Below are 16277 nucleotides of genomic sequence, written 5' to 3'. Positions count from 1 at the left end.
TTCTCCTCCTATTCAATTCGACAAGAATGCTGGTTGCTAAACCGATGCCCGCACGACCAGATGAAACGGCAGCTTTCGCAAATGCGGCGGCTCAGGCTCCCCTGCGAGCAGGATCTCCATGGCCAGGCGGCCCATCGCGCGGTGCGGCAGGGCCATCGTGGTCAACGGCGGATCCAGCCGCGAGGCCAACTCGACCTGGTTGTCGAAGCTGGCCACCGCAATGTCGTCCGGGATTTTAAGGCCGGCGCGCGCAACGGCCGCATAGACTTCCATTGCGACACGGTCGTTGCCGCACAGGACCGCGTCCGGCCGCTGACCGGTAGCCAGCAATGCCTCGACATGCGAGGCGACGAGGCTCGGAGCGCGATCGCTGTAAACGCTGCGGCGCACGGCCGGAAGCACGCCCATCGGTTCGATGCCTGCCTCTTCAAGAGCGGCGCGAAAACCCTTCTCTCGTAGCGCCCCAGCAAGGATGCCCGGCAGGTTGATGAAGGCGATCCGGCGGCGGCCAGAGGCGAGCAGGTAACGCACAATCTCGCGCGCCCCACCTTCTTCGTCGGGCACCAGTGAGGTCACACGGCCGGAGGCCTCGCGGCAATTGATCATCACGCCGACGGAGCCCGCGAGCGCTGGCGGCAGGTCGATGTCCTTGTGGTACATGGCGGCATAGGCAACGGCACGGGGCCGGAACTGTTGCACCTCGTCGACCACTGAGCCGATTGACTGTCCGCTGCTGTGGTTGACCGCAAACACCGCCATGCCGGCACTGCGCGCGGCACCGTCAAGCCCGCGCACGATTTCGGTGGCGAACGGTGACGTAATCAAGCCATCGGAAACGACGCCGACCAGCGGCAACCACCCCTGTCGCACACCGCGCGCGGCGAGATTGGTCACATAACCGAGTTCCTCGGCGATCGCCTTCACTTTCTGGCGCGTATCATCCGACATGCGGGCGGAGCCACCGTGTAACGCGCCGGAAACCGTCTTTACCGAGACGCCCGCACGCTCCGCGATATCAGAAAGCGAAATTGCCACGATCTTTACACAACCTTAGTTGGGTTATCGATTACCCTATATTTTGATCCGTAGCCGTTTGTCAAGCCCACCGGGATGCGGTCGCCAATATCACCTCGGCGAGTGGGAGGATTTTTTTTGATCAAATTTCCGGCCCAAGGCCGCACCTGTCGGGAAGCGTCTAAAGCGGGCCGGTTTGGTTGTGGAAGCGTGGAGCCGAGCTGATCAGTAGTACGGCGACACGCATTCCTGGCGTGGCCCGTAATAGGGCTGGAAACTGTTGTCGTAGGCCCTGTAAGAGCGATAACGGTCATAGCACCATTCGACATGCGCCGACGAAGCGTTGGAATAAACCCTGCGAGGTGGCGACACGATCGCGCCGCCAATCACCAGTCCGGTCCCGAATGCGGCCAGAGGATACCACCACCCGTCACTGTGCCGACGATACCCGTCGCGACGATAGCGGTATCCCTCGTAGCCATTGTAGTAGCCGTATCGTGGGCCCGCATTGTAACGGCTCCCGTTGTAGCGGAAGTCGTTGTAGCCACGCTTGTGCGGCGGGCCACCGTAATGTCCTGGCTTGTGGTGAACCAGTTCGACCGGCTCGGAAGCCAGTGGCCCCACTGAAACGGGAGACAAAGGCACGGCCTGCGCCGAGACCGCCGACAGTGCCATGGCGGCGGCTGCGAGTACTGCACCGATTCTTTTCATCAAAGTCTCCTACCAAGTGTGTCCAGTGACTGAGTGCTTTTCCCAGAGAGAACGATATGCCCGCAGCACGCGGCACATCGTGAACAGAACGAGAGAACCTCAATTAATTGGCTCCGATCATTCGGCCATTGGACCTTCGTCCTACCGCCGCCCCGCAAAAGTCCTAACCGATCGGACCGGTCACCCTTGTCCACAGAACAACACGCATCTGGCGTGCCGATGCCAAGTCAACCGACATGGTTTTAACGAAATGTGCGGACAGGAACCCAACCAAAGGCGGGGCAAAGCGTTGTTGCCGTACGACCGGAAACCGCCACGGTGCTTTAAAGCTGAACGAGTTTGAACGTTAACAAATGCCGTACCCTCCCAAATCCTCGTCACGAAATGCCACGGGCTCCGACAACCATGGCAAGCCGGAAGTACCTGCAGAGGGTGCCGAAGTAAGGACAAAGATATCGGAGTACGGGGAAGAAGCTGGCCCGTCGACCCAAGATGATGAGACCGAGCGCCAGCCGGTAGCTTTTGAACGAAGCAGACGCGCAACTCGCGCACTCCTTGGCGCGCTTGGCCATGATGTGCGCGAAATGTTGATTGCTGCAACCGTCAAGGCTCGCGCGGCCACTTCCTCCATCAGGATGAAGATCCAGGATCTGGATAGGCCAACGGTTTCGTCCCTCGTTCGCAATTTCGGCGGGTCGCTCAGAACCGTACCGGCAAAGGCAGCGAGAGCGGTTCGTCGTTTCGGGATAATGGCCGGAACGACAACCCAGCGGGCTTGGCAAAGCGACAGTAGATGGAAAACGTCCGTTCTGCTGACCGCCGTTGGCTCTATTTTGCTTGCCGCAACAGTCCTGGTGTGGGCGCTGAAGGATGTCCCCTGGAGCGAGATTCGAGACGGCACGTTAAGGCCAATCGTGGTGTTGGAAACCGCGGATGGTGGGCCGCTCGTCAGACAGGGCCCTTATCAAGGTCCTTACGCAGAGTTTAGCCAATTCCCGCCACAGCTGATCAATGCGGTGTTGTCCGTTGAGGACCGGCGGTTCATGGATCACTTCGGCCTCGATCTCAGAGGCATCGCACGAGCGCTTGTTCGAAACGTGGAAGCCGGGTCGGTGGTAGAGGGCGGCAGCACGATCACCCAGCAGCTCATCAAGCTGCAATACCTTGACAGCGATCGCACGATAAAGCGGAAGATCCAGGAGCTCGTGATCTCCCTCTGGCTGGAGTGGAAGCTGGGCAAGCAGGAAATCCTGACACGCTACCTCAACAGCGCCTATCTCGGCGCCGGCGCAACGGGCATGCCGGCGGCCGCACGTATCTACTTCAACAAGGACATTGGCTCGCTCAACCTTTCGGAATCGGCACTGCTGGCGGGATTGCTGCGGGCGCCGAGCCAGTGGAACCCGATCGACAATTTTGAAGGTGCCCGAAAGCGTACATCCGTCGTCCTCGACGCGATGGTGGGTAATGGCAAGATCACGGCATCCGAGGCCGCTCAAATCAAGGGGAGCTTCGCCACGCTCCATCCGACGACGCCGACGCCACGGTCCGGGAGTTGGTTCGCGGACTGGATTTCGCCGCAGGCGAGCGAAACCGCCGGTGGATCACCGGGCTCGACCACAGTTCGCACGACGCTTGACCCACGGCTGCAAAGGATTGCCGAAAAGGTCATCAGGAACGCCCTGGACACCCAGGGAAAGGCTGTAGGGGCATCCCAGGCGGCCTTGGTTGCGATGACGCCGGACGGAGCGGTTGTCGCCATGGTCGGGGGGCGCGACTATAAAGAGAGCCAGTTCAACCGCGCAGTCACGGCGAAACGGCAACCGGGCTCTACCTTCAAGCTGTTCGTCTACTATGCGGCCCTTAAGGCCGGGCTCTCCCTGTCCGATCAAGTCCTGGACGCGCCAATCGACATCAATGGCTGGTCACCGGAGAATTCCGGCGGTCGCTATCGTGGCTGGGTCACGCTCGCGGAAGCCTTCGCCCGGTCGCTGAATGCGCCAACCGTAGCGCTCGCCCAGGAGGTGGGCATGGACAAGGTGATCGCAGCCGCGCGGGAACTCGGGATCGATGCGCCACTTGCTGACACACCAGCACTGGCCCTCGGCACTTCAGAGGTCAGCTTGCTCGACCTGACGAGCGCTTACGCATCTGTGCATTTGGGCAAGGCGCCTGTCGAGCCTTGGGGCATCATCGGGTTTCAGGCGGCTGGTCAAGCAAGGGCATTTCGGGTCGGCTCGCAGGCCAACCCGAGCGTTGATCTTTCCGCCTATCGGCCAGATCTCCTTGCGCTTCTGCAGTTGGTGGTCCAGCGCGGAACAGGGCGCGAAGCCGACCCCGGCGCATTCGCAGCTGGGAAGACCGGTACCAGCCAAAACAATCGCGACGCCTGGTTTATCGGCTTTACGGAGCCACTTGTTGCAGGGGTTTGGGTCGGCAATGATGATGATACCCCGATGAAGGGTGTTACCGGCGGCGCCTTGCCAGCGCATATTTGGCGGGACTTCATGCGGGAAGCAATGGCGGCGCCGACCACACGAGCGCTGGCGGACGGTGGAACCTCACCTCAGAGCTGCAACATCATGGCTTGCTCCCGCAGCTACCGTTCCTTCCGGCCATCCGACTGCAGTTATCAGCCTTACTCCGGCGGACGGCGGCTCTGCGAGAAATGATCAATGCAGATCGCTATTCGCGCTGGCCACTCGTTGGCGCTTCACGTCGATATTCAACGAAGACTCCGGGCGATCCTTGTCCCCCTCTCTCGCCTTCCAAATGCTGCCAGTGGGTCGAACGAAACCATCGCCCCGCCATTGTCCGCTGATAGTAGGACGGCCAGAGTGATCTCGCGGCAGCAACGTGACGTCAATCGGTCGCCCGACCCCGTTCTAAAGATAACGGCGATCGCGTCCTTGAACACTTTTGACAGTCCGGCGACATTTAGTCCAGACGCGGCCCAAATGCGGTTTGGCAGGCACTATACCGGCCCGCCAAAGTGGCCGTGGAATTGACTGCCGCTTTGCGCACGCTTGCCTCCACCGTCCCGGACCATAACAAATCTCGGATCACGATTGCTGCCGCGATCCGAGCGCCATCGAGTGTTGGACACGATGATAGACGTGTTACCAGGACAGAGGTCTGTCGCCATTCTCATCCTGGATGCGGGTCGGTAGCCCCATACCGTTTAGCAGTTTGATAAATGGAATGGGCGGGAGTTCCTCGACGTTGACCATCCTTTTCGCGTCCCACTCACCCGTGGCCACGAGCAGGGCGGCTGCAACGGGTGGGACACCCGCAGTGTAGGAGATGCCCTGCGAACCGACTTCTGCATAGGCTTCCTTGTGGTCGGCCACGTTGTAGATGAAAACTGTCTTTTCCTTGCCGTCCTTCAGGCCCTTTACATAGTCGCCGATGCAGGTCTTGCCTTCGTATCCCGGCGCGAGCGAGGCTGGATCAGGCAGGCAGGCCTTGACGACCTTAAGCGGGACGACCTCCTCGCCGTCGACGAGCTTGACCGGTTGTTCGGAGAGCAGACCGATCGATTTCAGCACTGTGAAGACGTTGATATAGTGATCGCCGAAGCCCATCCAGAAACGCACATCAGCGCCGTCCATGTTTTTGGCCAACGAATGCACCTCGTCATGGCCGCACAGATAGGCCATGCGCTTTCCGACGACCGGCAAGTCGTATTCCTTGCCGATTTCGAACATGCGGTTCTCCTGCCACTCGCCCTTTTGCCATGAATAAACGACGCCGGTGAATTCGCGGAAGTTGATTTCCGGGTCGAAATTGGTTGCGAAATACTTGCCATGAGTCCCGGCATTGATATCGACGATGTCAATGTCGGTAACCTTATCCAGATACTCGTCCTTTGCGAGGCGCGCATAGGCGTTGACGACGCCCGGATCAAAGCCGGCGCCGAGGATGGCGGTGATGCCTCTCATCTCGCATTCAGCGGCTCGTTTCCACTCGTAGTTACCGTACCACGGCGGGGTCTCGCAGATCTTGTTCGGTTCTTCGTGGATCGCGGTATCGATATAGGCAGCGCCGGTGTCCATGCAGGCCCGAAGCACAGACATGTTGAGGAAGGCGGTGCCGACATTGATGACGATCTCGGATTTCGTCGCCGTGATGAGCGTCTTCGTGGACTCGACGTCGAGCGCGTCGAGAGCATGGCCCGTAAGCACGCCCGGCTGTTTCATCGCACCCTTCTCGTGAACAGAGGCAATGATCGCATCGCATTTCGATTTCGTTCGCGAAGCGATGTTTATGTCGCCGAGAACATCGTTGTTCTGGGCGCATTTGTGCGCAACGACCTGGGCGACGCCGCCTGCGCCGATGATGAGTACATTCTTTTTCATGATGAGGACGAGTTCCTTATATCCAATCGTCAGAAAGTCCTCCTGCCGGCTGAGGGCCAGGATCAGGAGAGGCTCTGTTCGTAATCCGCGTAGCCGAACTCGCGGACCGTCCTGAGGCTGCCATCAAGTTCGCGGATGGCGATTGCCGGCATTTTCACGCCGTTGAACCAGTTTTTCTTGACCATCGTGTAGCCGGCAGCATCCTGGATCGAAAGACGATCGCCGACGTTCAGCTCGTTCGGAAAATCAAACTCGCCGAAGATATCGCCGGCCAGGCAAGATTTGCCGCAGACCATGTAACGATGAGGTCCCTGGTTCGGAGAGACCTTCGCGCTCTCGCGGTAGATCAGAAGATCTAGCATGTGCGCTTCGATGGACGAATCCACCACGACAAGGTCCTTGCCGTTGTAAAGCTTGTCGAGCACGGTGACTTCCAGCGTGGTCGATTTGGTGATCGAGGCCTCACCCGGTTCCAGATAGACCTGCACTTCATAGTCGCCAGCAAAACGTTTGAGGCGTTCGGCGAACCTTTCGAGCGGATAGTTCTCTCCGGTAAAGTGGATGCCGCCGCCAAGGCTGACCCAACGAACCTCTTTCAGGAGCGAACCAAACTTTTGCTCGATATGGCCGAGCATTCGCTCAAACAGATCGAAATCGCTATTCTCGCAATTGTTATGAATCATGAAGCCCGACACCAGGTCCATGACCGGTTCCACTCGCCTGAGATCCCATTCGCCGAGACGCGAGAAGGGCCGGGCGGGATCGGCAAGATCGAAGCTCGATGAGGAGATCCCGGGGTTCAGACGAAGGCCGCGGGCGATGACCGAGGACTGAGCCTTGAATCGTTGAAGCTGGCCGATCGTATTGAAGATGATCTTGTCCGCATGAGAAACGACCTCGTCGATCTCATAGTCTGCATAGGCAACGGAATAGGCATGTGTCTCTTTACCGAAACGCTCGCGCCCCAAGCGCACTTCGTTAAGCGAAGACGAGGTCGTACCGTCCATATAATCGTGCATGAAATTAAAGACGGACCACGTGGCAAAGCACTTGAGCGCCAGCAGGGCCTTGGCTCCCGATAGCTCACGAACAAGTGCGATCTTCTCCAGATTGGAGAGGAGCCTGCCTTTGTCGATAACGTAGCACGGGGTTTGAATCACGATGAACTCCCTCAGAGTGAATGGAAGATACGCTAACCCTACCGTTGGCAATCAAGGCTTCGGCTCGCATCACAAACAACACCCAAACAGGGAGAATGCGTGCGGGAAGGACCCTGAGCTGCTGCGAGGCAGAGGACGTTTGGTTAAGATTTCAGATCATTGGTGCGGCGGTAACCGCGAAGGTGGCGCGTTGTTCGGGAGGAGTTCCTGGAGACCCCGAACGCAAACCAGGTGTCACCTGCGTTCGGGCTGCGAACCGTTTTTAGAGCGCGAAGGCTCTCTACGAAGCTGGACGATGGCGTTTAGCATAGCGGTTCATCGCCTCCCGGCGCCACAAAGTCAACCTCCAGCCGGATGTTAATACCGACACGGGATTGGCTTCCACTTGGTACATTATGTGATCGCCTCACAAATGGACTGTCTCTTCCAAATCCTTGGGACAGTCATCGCACCGCCTGTGGGGTATTCGACGTTCGCCAGAATGGGCGTCTGATTTCGATGAGCTGGCGTCGGGGATCGCCAGATTTGGCTCTGTCGCGAATGAGCGCGACCAAGTCCGCCCTGATGGTGGCGTCGGACAGGAAGTAGCTGTGGCCGATAAAGCCGTCGCCGCCGGGGTATTCGACGAAATCGACCAGCCCTCCCATATGCGATCCTGCCCATCTGGACGCCGCCTCGCTCCTGTCGCGAGGAAGATTGCCGACGGCGAGCTGACCAAGCCGTAGGGCGCTGCCGGAGATCAGCGTCGAGGCTTTCAACGCCTCGTCCCTTGGCGACGAATAGACCGTAAGGTGCATCGAGCCTTGAGCGGGCAATGTGTTTGGCGTCGATTTGCTCCCGAATGCAAGATCGGGGTCGGAGACCCAGGCGAACAACTTGGACGACGCGACATCGAGATCGATATCGGGGGCGAAAAACACAGCATTCGCGATCTTGTAGCGCTGCCAGAGCGAGGATCGGCTGACATAGGCTTCGATGGCAAGCTGCTGGACGACGCTCGCCAGCACATCGGTTCCGCGACTATGCGCCAGGAGGTGAAGCCTCTCTACGCCCTTCGTTGCGGCGATGACGCGAACGGCCTTCTTGAAGTCCGCAACCGCAAACTCGCTCGACTCACGGTCGATGCTGTAGCCGAAGAACGAGCCGCCGACGCCTCCGGCGGGCCAGGTCAGGACAATGCAGACAAACTGGTTTTGCAGCGAACGGCAGATCTCATCGGTGGCGAGTGCCGCGTCGTCGAAGCTGTTGTTGTATCCGTGAACGAAGACGACGACTTCCTTACGTCCGGCCGTTGCGAGACGCCGGGCGATGTCCGCCTGCAGTGATGCGACAGCCTGTTCATGTGCCGCAACTGCTTGCGGAGTGCGACGCAGGCCGTTCGCCGTTGCCACGATCCCGTAGGGCGTTGCCGGAAACCGGCCGGTCTCGGAAATAGCGTCGACCCGGAATTCTCTCTTGCCGGCAGAAGAAGAGCGTCTTGGGGCGATCGATACCGATCCGAAGCTTAAGTAGATCGCCCGCTTGGCGCCGTATGACAGCCTGTTGCCGGAAACGACCGTCGGCGCGCGGTCGGTGATGTAAAGGAGTTTGGATGCCTCGGACCCTTGCTGCTTTCGGACAGGCTGCGCGCCGCGCGATGCCGGTGACGTGGCAGCGGGCAGCGCTGTGAGCGATGCACGCTCTAAGGCACAGCCGACAAGGCAGACAAGCATGAAGAGCCCCGCCATTGCCCGACGAAAATCCATCTAGAGACCGTCCAATCCGTAGACCTTGTCGGCCGAGTCAGGAACGGCGCAGGCCGCGACACTGATGCGGTTCCAGGCACAGATCACCATGATCCGGAAGGTGAGATCGGAAATCTCCTCATGCGTCATGGTGCTTCGTCCTCCGCCTGACATGATCGACCGACATCGCCGCTCGTCATCGTGCCGGAAACCCGCCGCGTGCGGCAGCTATACATCCGTTTATGCGCCGTCCGATCGCCGACCGTTCCTCTGAGGTGGGGCAGACTGAAAACGGGATCTTCATGATGTCATGCGGTCATTCATTCAAGGCTGGCCGACCCGGCTGCGGCCACCCAGCGCCCACTCGGACCAGCACGCCGGCAGGATAGCCGCGGCAGCTTTGCCTTGCACCGAAGACAAAAGGCGTCGGGCCGATGCGCTTTTCGTTGCCGCATCGGCCCGACGGCGCGATCTCAGGCGGCCGCCTGAGGTTGTTGGGCATTCCAACTCCTGAAGTCGAGCTTACCCAGCTTGGCGGATCCGAGAGGAACCAGCGACTGATCGTCGACGCGCGAACCGAAGTACTTGGCATCCGGGTCGGCAACGACCTTGCGGCTATCGCCGACGGCTGCCAGATACTCGGAAATGAAGTCGCTCATGGGCTTCTTTTCAGGCCCGGCGATTTCGATCGTCTGGTTCTCAGCCTTGCCGATCGTCGCTTCTGCGACGAACGTCGCGACGTCGTCTGCAGCGATCGGCTGGAACGCGCCGGACGAGACCTTTGCGGTCCTGTCGACAGTTGCCTCATCGGCAATGCCGCCGAGGAACTCCAGGAACTGCGTTGACCTTACGATGGTGTAAGGAACGCCGCCCTTCTTGATCAGGCTCTCCTGTGCGACTTTGGCGCGGAAATAGCCATTGTCCGGCGATCGTTCGATACCGACGATGGAGAGCGCGACGTGGTGGCCGACACCGGCCGCCCGCTCCGCCGCAAGCAGGTTCGAGGTCGACCGCTCGAAGAACGAAAGAACGGCGCTCGGCTCAAAGGACGGAGAATTGCTGACGTCGAGGACCACCTGGGCGCCGGCAAGCACATCGGCCAGGCCTTCACCCGTCAGTGTATCGACGCCCGTGGAGGGTGCCGATTGCACAACGTCGTGGCCGTTGCTTCTGAGGCGTTCTGCAACTTTTGACCCGATGCGGCCAGTGCCGCCGATAATGACGATTTTCATGGTTCTGCTCCTTGCAGGCTCGTCTGAGGATCGCGTTAGATTGAGAAGAAGGGTGCTACTTCGCGGGCAACACCATGTCCGTTTCGGTCGTATCAAGAACGAAAACGGCCAAGATCTTCGCCGGCTCGCTGTCGCTTGCGTTCGCGCTGACGCGGTGATGATCGCCCGGGACTTCGATCCAGTTCTCGCCGGTCTTGTAGACCTTCACGTCGCCGTCGTTGATCTGGCTCTTGATGCTGCCTTCGATCACCGTCGCATAGATAAAGGCGCTCTTGGGGTGGGTGTGTGACGGGTTGTGGCCGCCAGGGCCATATTCGACCAGAACGCCGCGCATGCTCTTTCCCGGCACATTCGGAAGCGCGTGGTCGAACACCACTGTGACCTTGGCATTATAGGGCTCGTCGGAGGCCGCTACCGGTCCGGTGATCAGCGTTGCAAACAGCAAACCAATCGCTAGTTTTCGCATGGATTTCTCCTCCATTCACGTTGTTGGCAATGCGTGGGATGGTATGGCGGGCCTGCGGAGAGAAACAGATATACGTAGGTTTGCCGCAGCGGCGATTGTGTATCGGCAGCGGCGCGATCGCGTACGAACCGCCGTGTCGCCGCCTCAGCCGTTCGCGCTTTCACGCTGGCTTCGAAAGATGGAGCGGATGGCATGAAGCAGGTCCAGCTTGCGCCGCTCGCGCTGGTTCGCAGGCAATTGCGAACCAGCTCCGATCGCTTCGCGTTGCGCCAAGTGGGCCGCGAGATCCTCGGCAATTTCCGGGCGCTTCGCCAAAAGCGGCGCGAACGCGTACTGATCAACTTCGTAGACGGTAAGGCGGGTCACGGCATGGAGGTCGTGCTTCTCCTTTACCCCGGCCAAAAGGCCGTCCTCGCCAAAGAAATCACCGGGGGCGAGGCGCGCGATTTCGACATCGCCGCTCTTCAGCGCCACCACGCCGTTCTTAATCATCATCAGGCTTTGGAGCGACCGGCCTTCGCGGACGATTTCGGCACCGGCGGCAAAGCTGCGCGGCGTCGCCGCAGCCGCAAGTGTATCGCGTTCTTCCTGGCTGAGATTAGAGAAGATCGGGATCGCGTCGATCAGGTCCTGTGCCGGCGCGACAGCGTGCTGCAGGTCGGACCTGCCAGGACCTTGCATGAGCGTGCTCTGTGGCGGTAGAGCCAGCTGAACGCCGTTTGCCCTGCAATGCCGATAGACCAGGTCGATGATTTCGTTGCGCGCCGGGCCACGCTGGGCCGGGCTTGTGACCCGAAACTGGAGTTCCACCGTGATGGCGCTGGCATCGATCCCCACAAGCCCCACCGTTGGAGGTGGCTGCTTCACGATCGCGTTGCAACTGTCGAAAACAGCATGCATGACGTCGACGATCATGCGCGGCATGTGGGTCGGAGCCACGCGAACCGAGACGATGATCTGGTGGTTCTCGTCGGGCTGGCTGATGTTGGTCAGCCCCATCTTTGCCAGGACGCTGTTGGGCAGGACGACGAGATTGTGGGCTGCGGTCAAAAGATGCGTCGACCGCCAGTTGCTTGAGACAACCCGGCCTTCCGTTCCGTCACTGAGGCTGATCCAGTCACCAAGGACATAAGGGCGACCGAGGGTCAGTGCTATGCCCGAGAAGACGTCACCCAACGTGCTCTGCAACGCGAGACCGAGAATGATCGCAATGACGCCCGACGTTGCCAGCAAGCCCCCGATTGGCACGCCGAAGACGAATGCCAGGATCGAGAGCAGCACGCCGAGATAGACGACTGCAACGACCAGATCCTGGATCAGTCGCGCTTCCCGCGGTCGGCCATCGAGGACAAGGTAAAGCCGAATGAACCCGATCGCCGCCCAGGAGAGATGCACCCACCAGAGCGTCTTTGCCGCCACGAGCAGTGTCTGCGCGCCGTCGAGATCGGTCCGGTCGTAGCGAAACGGATTGAGGCGGGTGTAGGCGAACACGGCCGTCATCGACGCGAAGAAGGCGATCTGCACCACCAGCCGCGCCGTTGGGCGCGCCCTGCCCTGCAGATGCCAGACGACAATTCCGGCGATGCCCAGAACGCAGACGAGGACGGGGAATAATTGGGGTTGCTGGTCCATTTCCACTCCCTGCGAGGCGACTTTTCTCCCTCCGCGACACTCCCTGCGAGGCCGCCCTTGTGGCCATGAAACGCAAAACCATCGGCCGTGCTCTGCTCCGGGATGGAGAACAAGACGAACCGATGGTCCTTGCGCGCAATCGCTAAGCTTGAGACGTCAGTAGTCCCAGAACACCGGAACCCACCGGAAGCGATCGCCGTCGATCGCTACATGACCGACGGACGGGAAAGGCAGGTGCGTGGCCACCAGCGACGATCCCGTCTCGGCCAGTTCGTTCATGAGACGCACCCGAACGCGAGCTGCCTCCTCGGGGTCGTGTTCAAAACCGTTGAACCAATCGGGATGGTCGAAGGCGACGGCGAACAGGGCGTCGCCGGCAAACATCAGCCGGTCGCCTCCCGAAGCCACCCGGACCACGCAGTGCCCAGGCGTATGGCCGCCGGTGCGCTCGGCAACCACACCCGGCGCGACCTCGCACTTGTCTTCGAAAGGTCGAAGATGGTTGCGGTACTCGTTCGCAAAGCGTTTGGCAGTTTCCCTGAGCGCATCCGGGAAACCCTGCGGCATGACCGCGTGGGTGAAATCAGGCGATTCCCAGAACTTGATCTCGGCGGCGGCGACATGTATCCGCAAATCCGGGCGCAGTTGCTCCTTCACGCCATCAACCAGCAACCCGCCGATATGGTCCATGTGCATGTGCGTAAGCACCACATCGGTCACGGATCCAAGGTCGATGCCTGCGGCCGTCAGTCTTCTGATCAGTTGGCCGGCCCGCGGCAGGTTCAGGTCCGGATCCAGGCCAAGCCCGGCATCGATAAGAATGGTTTGTGCGCCGCTTCGCACCACGACCACGTTCAGCGACCAGTCGAAGGCGTCGGCCGGCAGGAACATGCCGTCGAGCCAGGCTGCCCGATCGGCGGCGTCGGCGTTGTGTCCCAGCATCGTGGTTGGCAATGGCAAAACCCCATCGCTGACGACCAGGACCTCGATGTCACCGACCTTGACTGCATAGCGCGATGGAACCAGCTCTTCCGGAGCCGACCGACCGGACAGCGCGGGTTCGACGATCGTATTCGTGTGAGATCTTGCTTCTGCCGGCGTCATGATGTCCTCCTGTTTTCCCTGATGAGACGTGTGGTTCTCGGTTGATGTGGTGGACTCTAGGTTCGAGCGACGTTGACGGTCGAGCTATACCTCGGTTTAGGGCTGTCCCGTTGGGTCAGCGGTCGGGGTGCGTGTGGCGTGCCTTGGCGCGCCGGGCCAGGCCGACCTTGATGGCCACGAGCACGGGCGCTGCGAAGACGAACAGCAACGCGACGGCGTTGAACGCCGTGTCGAAAGCGATCACGATGGATTGCCCGGCAACGGCCCGGCCGAGAAGCGCCATCGCGGCCCGACCGGCAGGAGCGGCATCCATGCCCCGTGCCGCAAGCATGGCAGTCGTTGCAGCCAGACGTTCGATGACGGCCTGGCCTCCGGCATTGACGCTCGCGCCGAGGACTACGACATTTCCCGCGACATTGTGGTCGATAAGGGTCTGAAGCCCGGCAACGCCGACAAGGCCGCCGAGCTGGCGCCCCGTGTTGAACAGTCCGATCCCGGAGGCGAGGTTTCGCCTGTCGAGATTGGTAAAGGCAATCAAGGTAATCGACAGAAACAGGAACCCAAGGCCAAGGCCGCGCAAAAGGATCGCCGCCATCATGTCGGGGGCACCGCTTTCACTCGTCGACCCGGACAGCATCCACATCGCCAGCATAATCATCACAATACCGAAGGGCACGGTCGCGAACGGGGGAAGCCGACGGACCTGCATCAGGAAGGCGGACAGGAGCAGGGCCGCAACGAAGAGGGCGCCGCTTGGCAAAAGAAGCAAGCCCGCCGCCGTCGGCGTAAACGCCAGCACGGACACGGCAAAGGCCGGGATCAGGAACGCACTGCCAAAGAGTGCGGCCCCGGCGACGAAACTGACGATGAAGGCGAAGGCGAAATCGTCCGATCCGAACAGGGAAAAATCGAGCAGGCCGGTGCCCTTGCGCAGCACCTGCTGCCCGAGAAAAAGCAGCAGCGAGGCCGCGCCTGCGACCGAGAGCCAAAGGATGCGCGGCTCTTCCAACCAGTCCCAGCGGCTGCCCTGGCTGAGGACATAGCTGAAGCAGAAAAGCGCGACCGAAACCAATAACAGCCCGACCCAGTCGAAGGGACGTCGCCTCGTCGCGGCGGGTGCCGGATCCTCGACCATCAGGAGAAGTCCGGCGGCGCCGAGAGACAGGACGACATTGCAGTAGAAGATCCAGGTCCAGGACTGGCTGTCCAACAACCACCCCTGAAGCGCCGGGGCGAGCGTTGCCGGCGCGACCACCGCGCCCATGGCAAACAGCGCCTGAAGGATTGGCTGATGGGCGCTCTTGAAAGCAAAGAAGATGGTGGTCTGCCCTGCAACGAGCAGAACGCCGCCGGCAAGACCTTGAATGACCCTGAGAACAATCAGGAGATCGAGCGACGTCGTCGCGGAGGCAATCCCTGACGCGATCCCCATGATGAGTGTCGACCCGATGACGAGACTGAGCGGCCGAATGCGGTTGAGCATCGAAGCGGCGGCCATGAAGCCGATGAGCTTGAAGGCCGTGTAGCCGACGTCGAGCCAGGCGAATTCGTCCGTCGTTGCATGGATGTCGCCGATGATGTCGCCGCGGCTGAGCGAAAGAACGGTGCTGGCAATCGCCTCCGTCAGCGCCGCGAGCACGATCCCGGCGACCATCAGCGCGCCTGACGCAGACGCCTCGCGATTCTCCGTAGCGGCTACGTGCGCGGTCATGACCCACTCCCCAGGTCCACGTCGACCCTCGCAGACAGCCCGGGCACAAGGCGCCCAGCCAAGGGGTTGCGCGCAAATCGGATCTTGACCGGTACCCGCTGGACGACGCGAACGAAGTTGCCCGTTGCGTTGTCCGACGGCAGCAGGCTGAAGGCGGAGCCGCTGCCGGGCGCAAAGCTGTCAACCTGGCCGTCAAGGACCTGCCCCGGATAACCGTCGATGGTAATCCGCACGCGCTGACCCGGCTGGATACGCTCGAGTTGCGTTTCCTTGAAATTGGCGACAACCCACACGTCGTCGACCGGAACGATGTCGAGCAGGGATGTGCCGGGTGCAACGAAACGGCCGACGCGGACCTGACGGTTGCCGATGACGCCATCGACCGGGGCGCGCACCATCGTGCTTTCGAGGTCGATCTGGGAAAGGTCGCGTGCAGCCTCCGCCTGGGCCACGGCCGCGACGGCGGCCTCACGCTGGGCCGCAAGGACGGCGATACGTTGCTTCTGCGCTTCGATCGTCGCAGAGGCCGCCGATACGCTTGCCTCGGTCCTCGATCGCGCCGCGTCGCTTTCATCGACATGCGCCTGGCTGATGGTGTTGCTGCGGATCAGCTCGCGGCGCCGTTCGTACGCCTTGGCAGCGAGGTTCATTTCCGCAACGGCCGAGCGTTTCTGGGCTTCGGCCTGGCGAATAAGGGCGTGCTGAAGCTCGGTCTCCGCATCGACATTGACCAGTCGAGCCCTGGCGGCTTCGACATTGGCCGCAGCCTGTGCGAGGCGAGCCCGATAATCCCTGTCATCGATCCGGAAGAGCACATCTCCCGCCCGGACGCTCTGATTGTCCTGAACTTCAACGGCCACGACATAGCCGGCAATCTTCGGAGCAAGCGACGTCACGTCGCCGCGAACATAGGCATTGTCCGTCGATGCCTCGCCGCCCGGACGGGCCCAGGCCCAACCGCCGACGATGGCAACAGCTGCACCCAGGCACATAAGCATGCCCAGCTTTTTCCGCTTGCTGGATCGCTTACCGGCAGCGCCCGTCGAGCCGCTTTCCGTGGCGGTGGCAATCCTGTCCTCGAGCGTGTCCATTGTCGTGGTTCCCGTTGAATTTCGTCGGCTGCGTCGCGCGGACGTCGCCAGCTTGCGGATGTGAATGCTTGCGA

General features: G+C 60.8%; 13 protein-coding genes. 1 reads left to right on the top strand and 12 read right to left on the bottom strand.

What is annotated here, in order from left to right; all coding sequences use genetic code 11:
- Window positions 1-36: 36 nt before the first annotated feature.
- The gene (locus tag ACIQUG_RS21010; protein ID WP_402323858.1) at window positions 37-1035 is read right to left on the bottom strand and encodes a LacI family DNA-binding transcriptional regulator; all 999 of its coding nucleotides are present in this window, start codon (window positions 1033-1035) and stop codon (window positions 37-39) included.
- Window positions 1036-1239: 204 nt separating this feature from the next.
- The gene (locus ACIQUG_RS21005; RefSeq protein WP_402323857.1) at window positions 1240-1725 is read right to left on the bottom strand and encodes a BA14K family protein; all 486 of its coding nucleotides are present in this window, start codon (window positions 1723-1725) and stop codon (window positions 1240-1242) included.
- A 584-nt stretch (window positions 1726-2309) separates the two neighbouring features.
- Here ACIQUG_RS21005 and ACIQUG_RS21000 point away from each other — a divergent pair.
- Window positions 2310-4397, top strand: a complete 2088-nt coding sequence (locus ACIQUG_RS21000; RefSeq protein ID WP_402323856.1) for a PBP1A family penicillin-binding protein — start codon at window positions 2310-2312, stop codon at window positions 4395-4397.
- Window positions 4398-4844: 447 nt separating this feature from the next.
- On the opposite strand, the gene ACIQUG_RS20995 is transcribed toward ACIQUG_RS21000, so the two are convergent.
- The 10 genes from ACIQUG_RS20995 to ACIQUG_RS20950 all read right to left on the bottom strand — a co-directional run bounded on the left by ACIQUG_RS20995 (window position 4845) and on the right by ACIQUG_RS20950 (window position 16203).
- Window positions 4845-6083, bottom strand: coding sequence for a saccharopine dehydrogenase C-terminal domain-containing protein (locus ACIQUG_RS20995; RefSeq protein WP_402323855.1), 1239 nt, complete (start codon window positions 6081-6083; stop codon window positions 4845-4847).
- A 62-nt stretch (window positions 6084-6145) separates the two neighbouring features.
- Entirely contained in the window at window positions 6146-7243 is a 1098-nt protein-coding gene (locus tag ACIQUG_RS20990) for a carboxynorspermidine decarboxylase (protein WP_402323854.1), read from the bottom strand.
- Between the two features lie 443 nt (window positions 7244-7686).
- Complete coding sequence (locus tag ACIQUG_RS20985) at window positions 7687-8988, bottom strand: alpha/beta hydrolase (RefSeq protein WP_402323852.1); 1302 nt, start codon at window positions 8986-8988, stop codon at window positions 7687-7689.
- Window positions 8989-9117 (bottom strand): hypothetical protein, encoded by a 129-nt coding sequence (locus ACIQUG_RS20980; protein ID WP_402323851.1) that lies wholly within the window; start codon window positions 9115-9117, stop codon window positions 8989-8991.
- 323 nt (window positions 9118-9440) lie between these two features.
- A complete protein-coding gene (locus ACIQUG_RS20975) occupies window positions 9441-10199 on the bottom strand; it encodes an SDR family oxidoreductase (protein WP_402323849.1) in 759 nt (252 codons plus the stop codon).
- Window positions 10200-10254: 55 nt separating this feature from the next.
- Window positions 10255-10665: a cupin domain-containing protein gene (locus tag ACIQUG_RS20970; RefSeq protein ID WP_402323848.1), complete on the bottom strand. Its 411-nt coding sequence runs from the start codon at window positions 10663-10665 to the stop codon at window positions 10255-10257.
- Window positions 10666-10809: 144 nt separating this feature from the next.
- Complete coding sequence (locus tag ACIQUG_RS20965) at window positions 10810-12297, bottom strand: cyclic nucleotide-binding domain-containing protein (RefSeq protein ID WP_402323846.1); 1488 nt, start codon at window positions 12295-12297, stop codon at window positions 10810-10812.
- Between the two features lie 156 nt (window positions 12298-12453).
- Window positions 12454-13401: an MBL fold metallo-hydrolase gene (locus ACIQUG_RS20960; RefSeq protein ID WP_402323844.1), complete on the bottom strand. Its 948-nt coding sequence runs from the start codon at window positions 13399-13401 to the stop codon at window positions 12454-12456.
- Window positions 13402-13516: 115 nt separating this feature from the next.
- The gene (locus tag ACIQUG_RS20955) at window positions 13517-15112 is read right to left on the bottom strand and encodes an MFS transporter (RefSeq protein ID WP_402323843.1); all 1596 of its coding nucleotides are present in this window, start codon (window positions 15110-15112) and stop codon (window positions 13517-13519) included.
- Window positions 15109-16203: an HlyD family secretion protein gene (locus ACIQUG_RS20950; protein ID WP_402323842.1), complete on the bottom strand. Its 1095-nt coding sequence runs from the start codon at window positions 16201-16203 to the stop codon at window positions 15109-15111. Before ACIQUG_RS20950 ends, ACIQUG_RS20955 begins: the two co-directional genes overlap by 4 nt.
- Between the last annotated feature and the right edge of the window lie 74 nt (window positions 16204-16277).

Origin of the sequence: Ensifer sp. NPDC090286 (assembly GCF_044769565.1) — a bacterium.
Classification (GTDB): domain Bacteria; phylum Pseudomonadota; class Alphaproteobacteria; order Rhizobiales; family Rhizobiaceae; genus Ensifer.
This window is presented reverse-complemented; position numbering and strand designations above follow the sequence as displayed.

Excerpts from the sequence above, each read along its gene's own strand:
- ACIQUG_RS21005 (WP_402323857.1), bottom strand. The coding sequence starts at position 1,725 with ATGAAAAGAATCGGTGCAGTACTCGCAGCCGCCGCCATGGCACTGTCG.
- ACIQUG_RS21000 (WP_402323856.1), top strand. The coding sequence starts at position 2,310 with ATGTTGATTGCTGCAACCGTCAAGGCTCGCGCGGCCACTTCCTCCATC.
- ACIQUG_RS20995 (WP_402323855.1), bottom strand. The coding sequence starts at position 6,083 with ATGAAAAAGAATGTACTCATCATCGGCGCAGGCGGCGTCGCCCAGGTC.
- ACIQUG_RS20985 (WP_402323852.1), bottom strand. The coding sequence starts at position 8,988 with ATGGATTTTCGTCGGGCAATGGCGGGGCTCTTCATGCTTGTCTGCCTT.
- ACIQUG_RS20980 (WP_402323851.1), bottom strand. The coding sequence starts at position 9,117 with ATGACGCATGAGGAGATTTCCGATCTCACCTTCCGGATCATGGTGATC.
- ACIQUG_RS20975 (WP_402323849.1), bottom strand. The coding sequence starts at position 10,199 with ATGAAAATCGTCATTATCGGCGGCACTGGCCGCATCGGGTCAAAAGTT.
- ACIQUG_RS20970 (WP_402323848.1), bottom strand. The coding sequence starts at position 10,665 with ATGCGAAAACTAGCGATTGGTTTGCTGTTTGCAACGCTGATCACCGGA.
- ACIQUG_RS20965 (WP_402323846.1), bottom strand. The coding sequence starts at position 12,297 with ATGGACCAGCAACCCCAATTATTCCCCGTCCTCGTCTGCGTTCTGGGC.
- ACIQUG_RS20960 (WP_402323844.1), bottom strand. The coding sequence starts at position 13,401 with ATGACGCCGGCAGAAGCAAGATCTCACACGAATACGATCGTCGAACCC.
- ACIQUG_RS20955 (WP_402323843.1), bottom strand. The coding sequence starts at position 15,112 with ATGACCGCGCACGTAGCCGCTACGGAGAATCGCGAGGCGTCTGCGTCA.
- ACIQUG_RS20950 (WP_402323842.1), bottom strand. The coding sequence starts at position 16,203 with ATGGACACGCTCGAGGACAGGATTGCCACCGCCACGGAAAGCGGCTCG.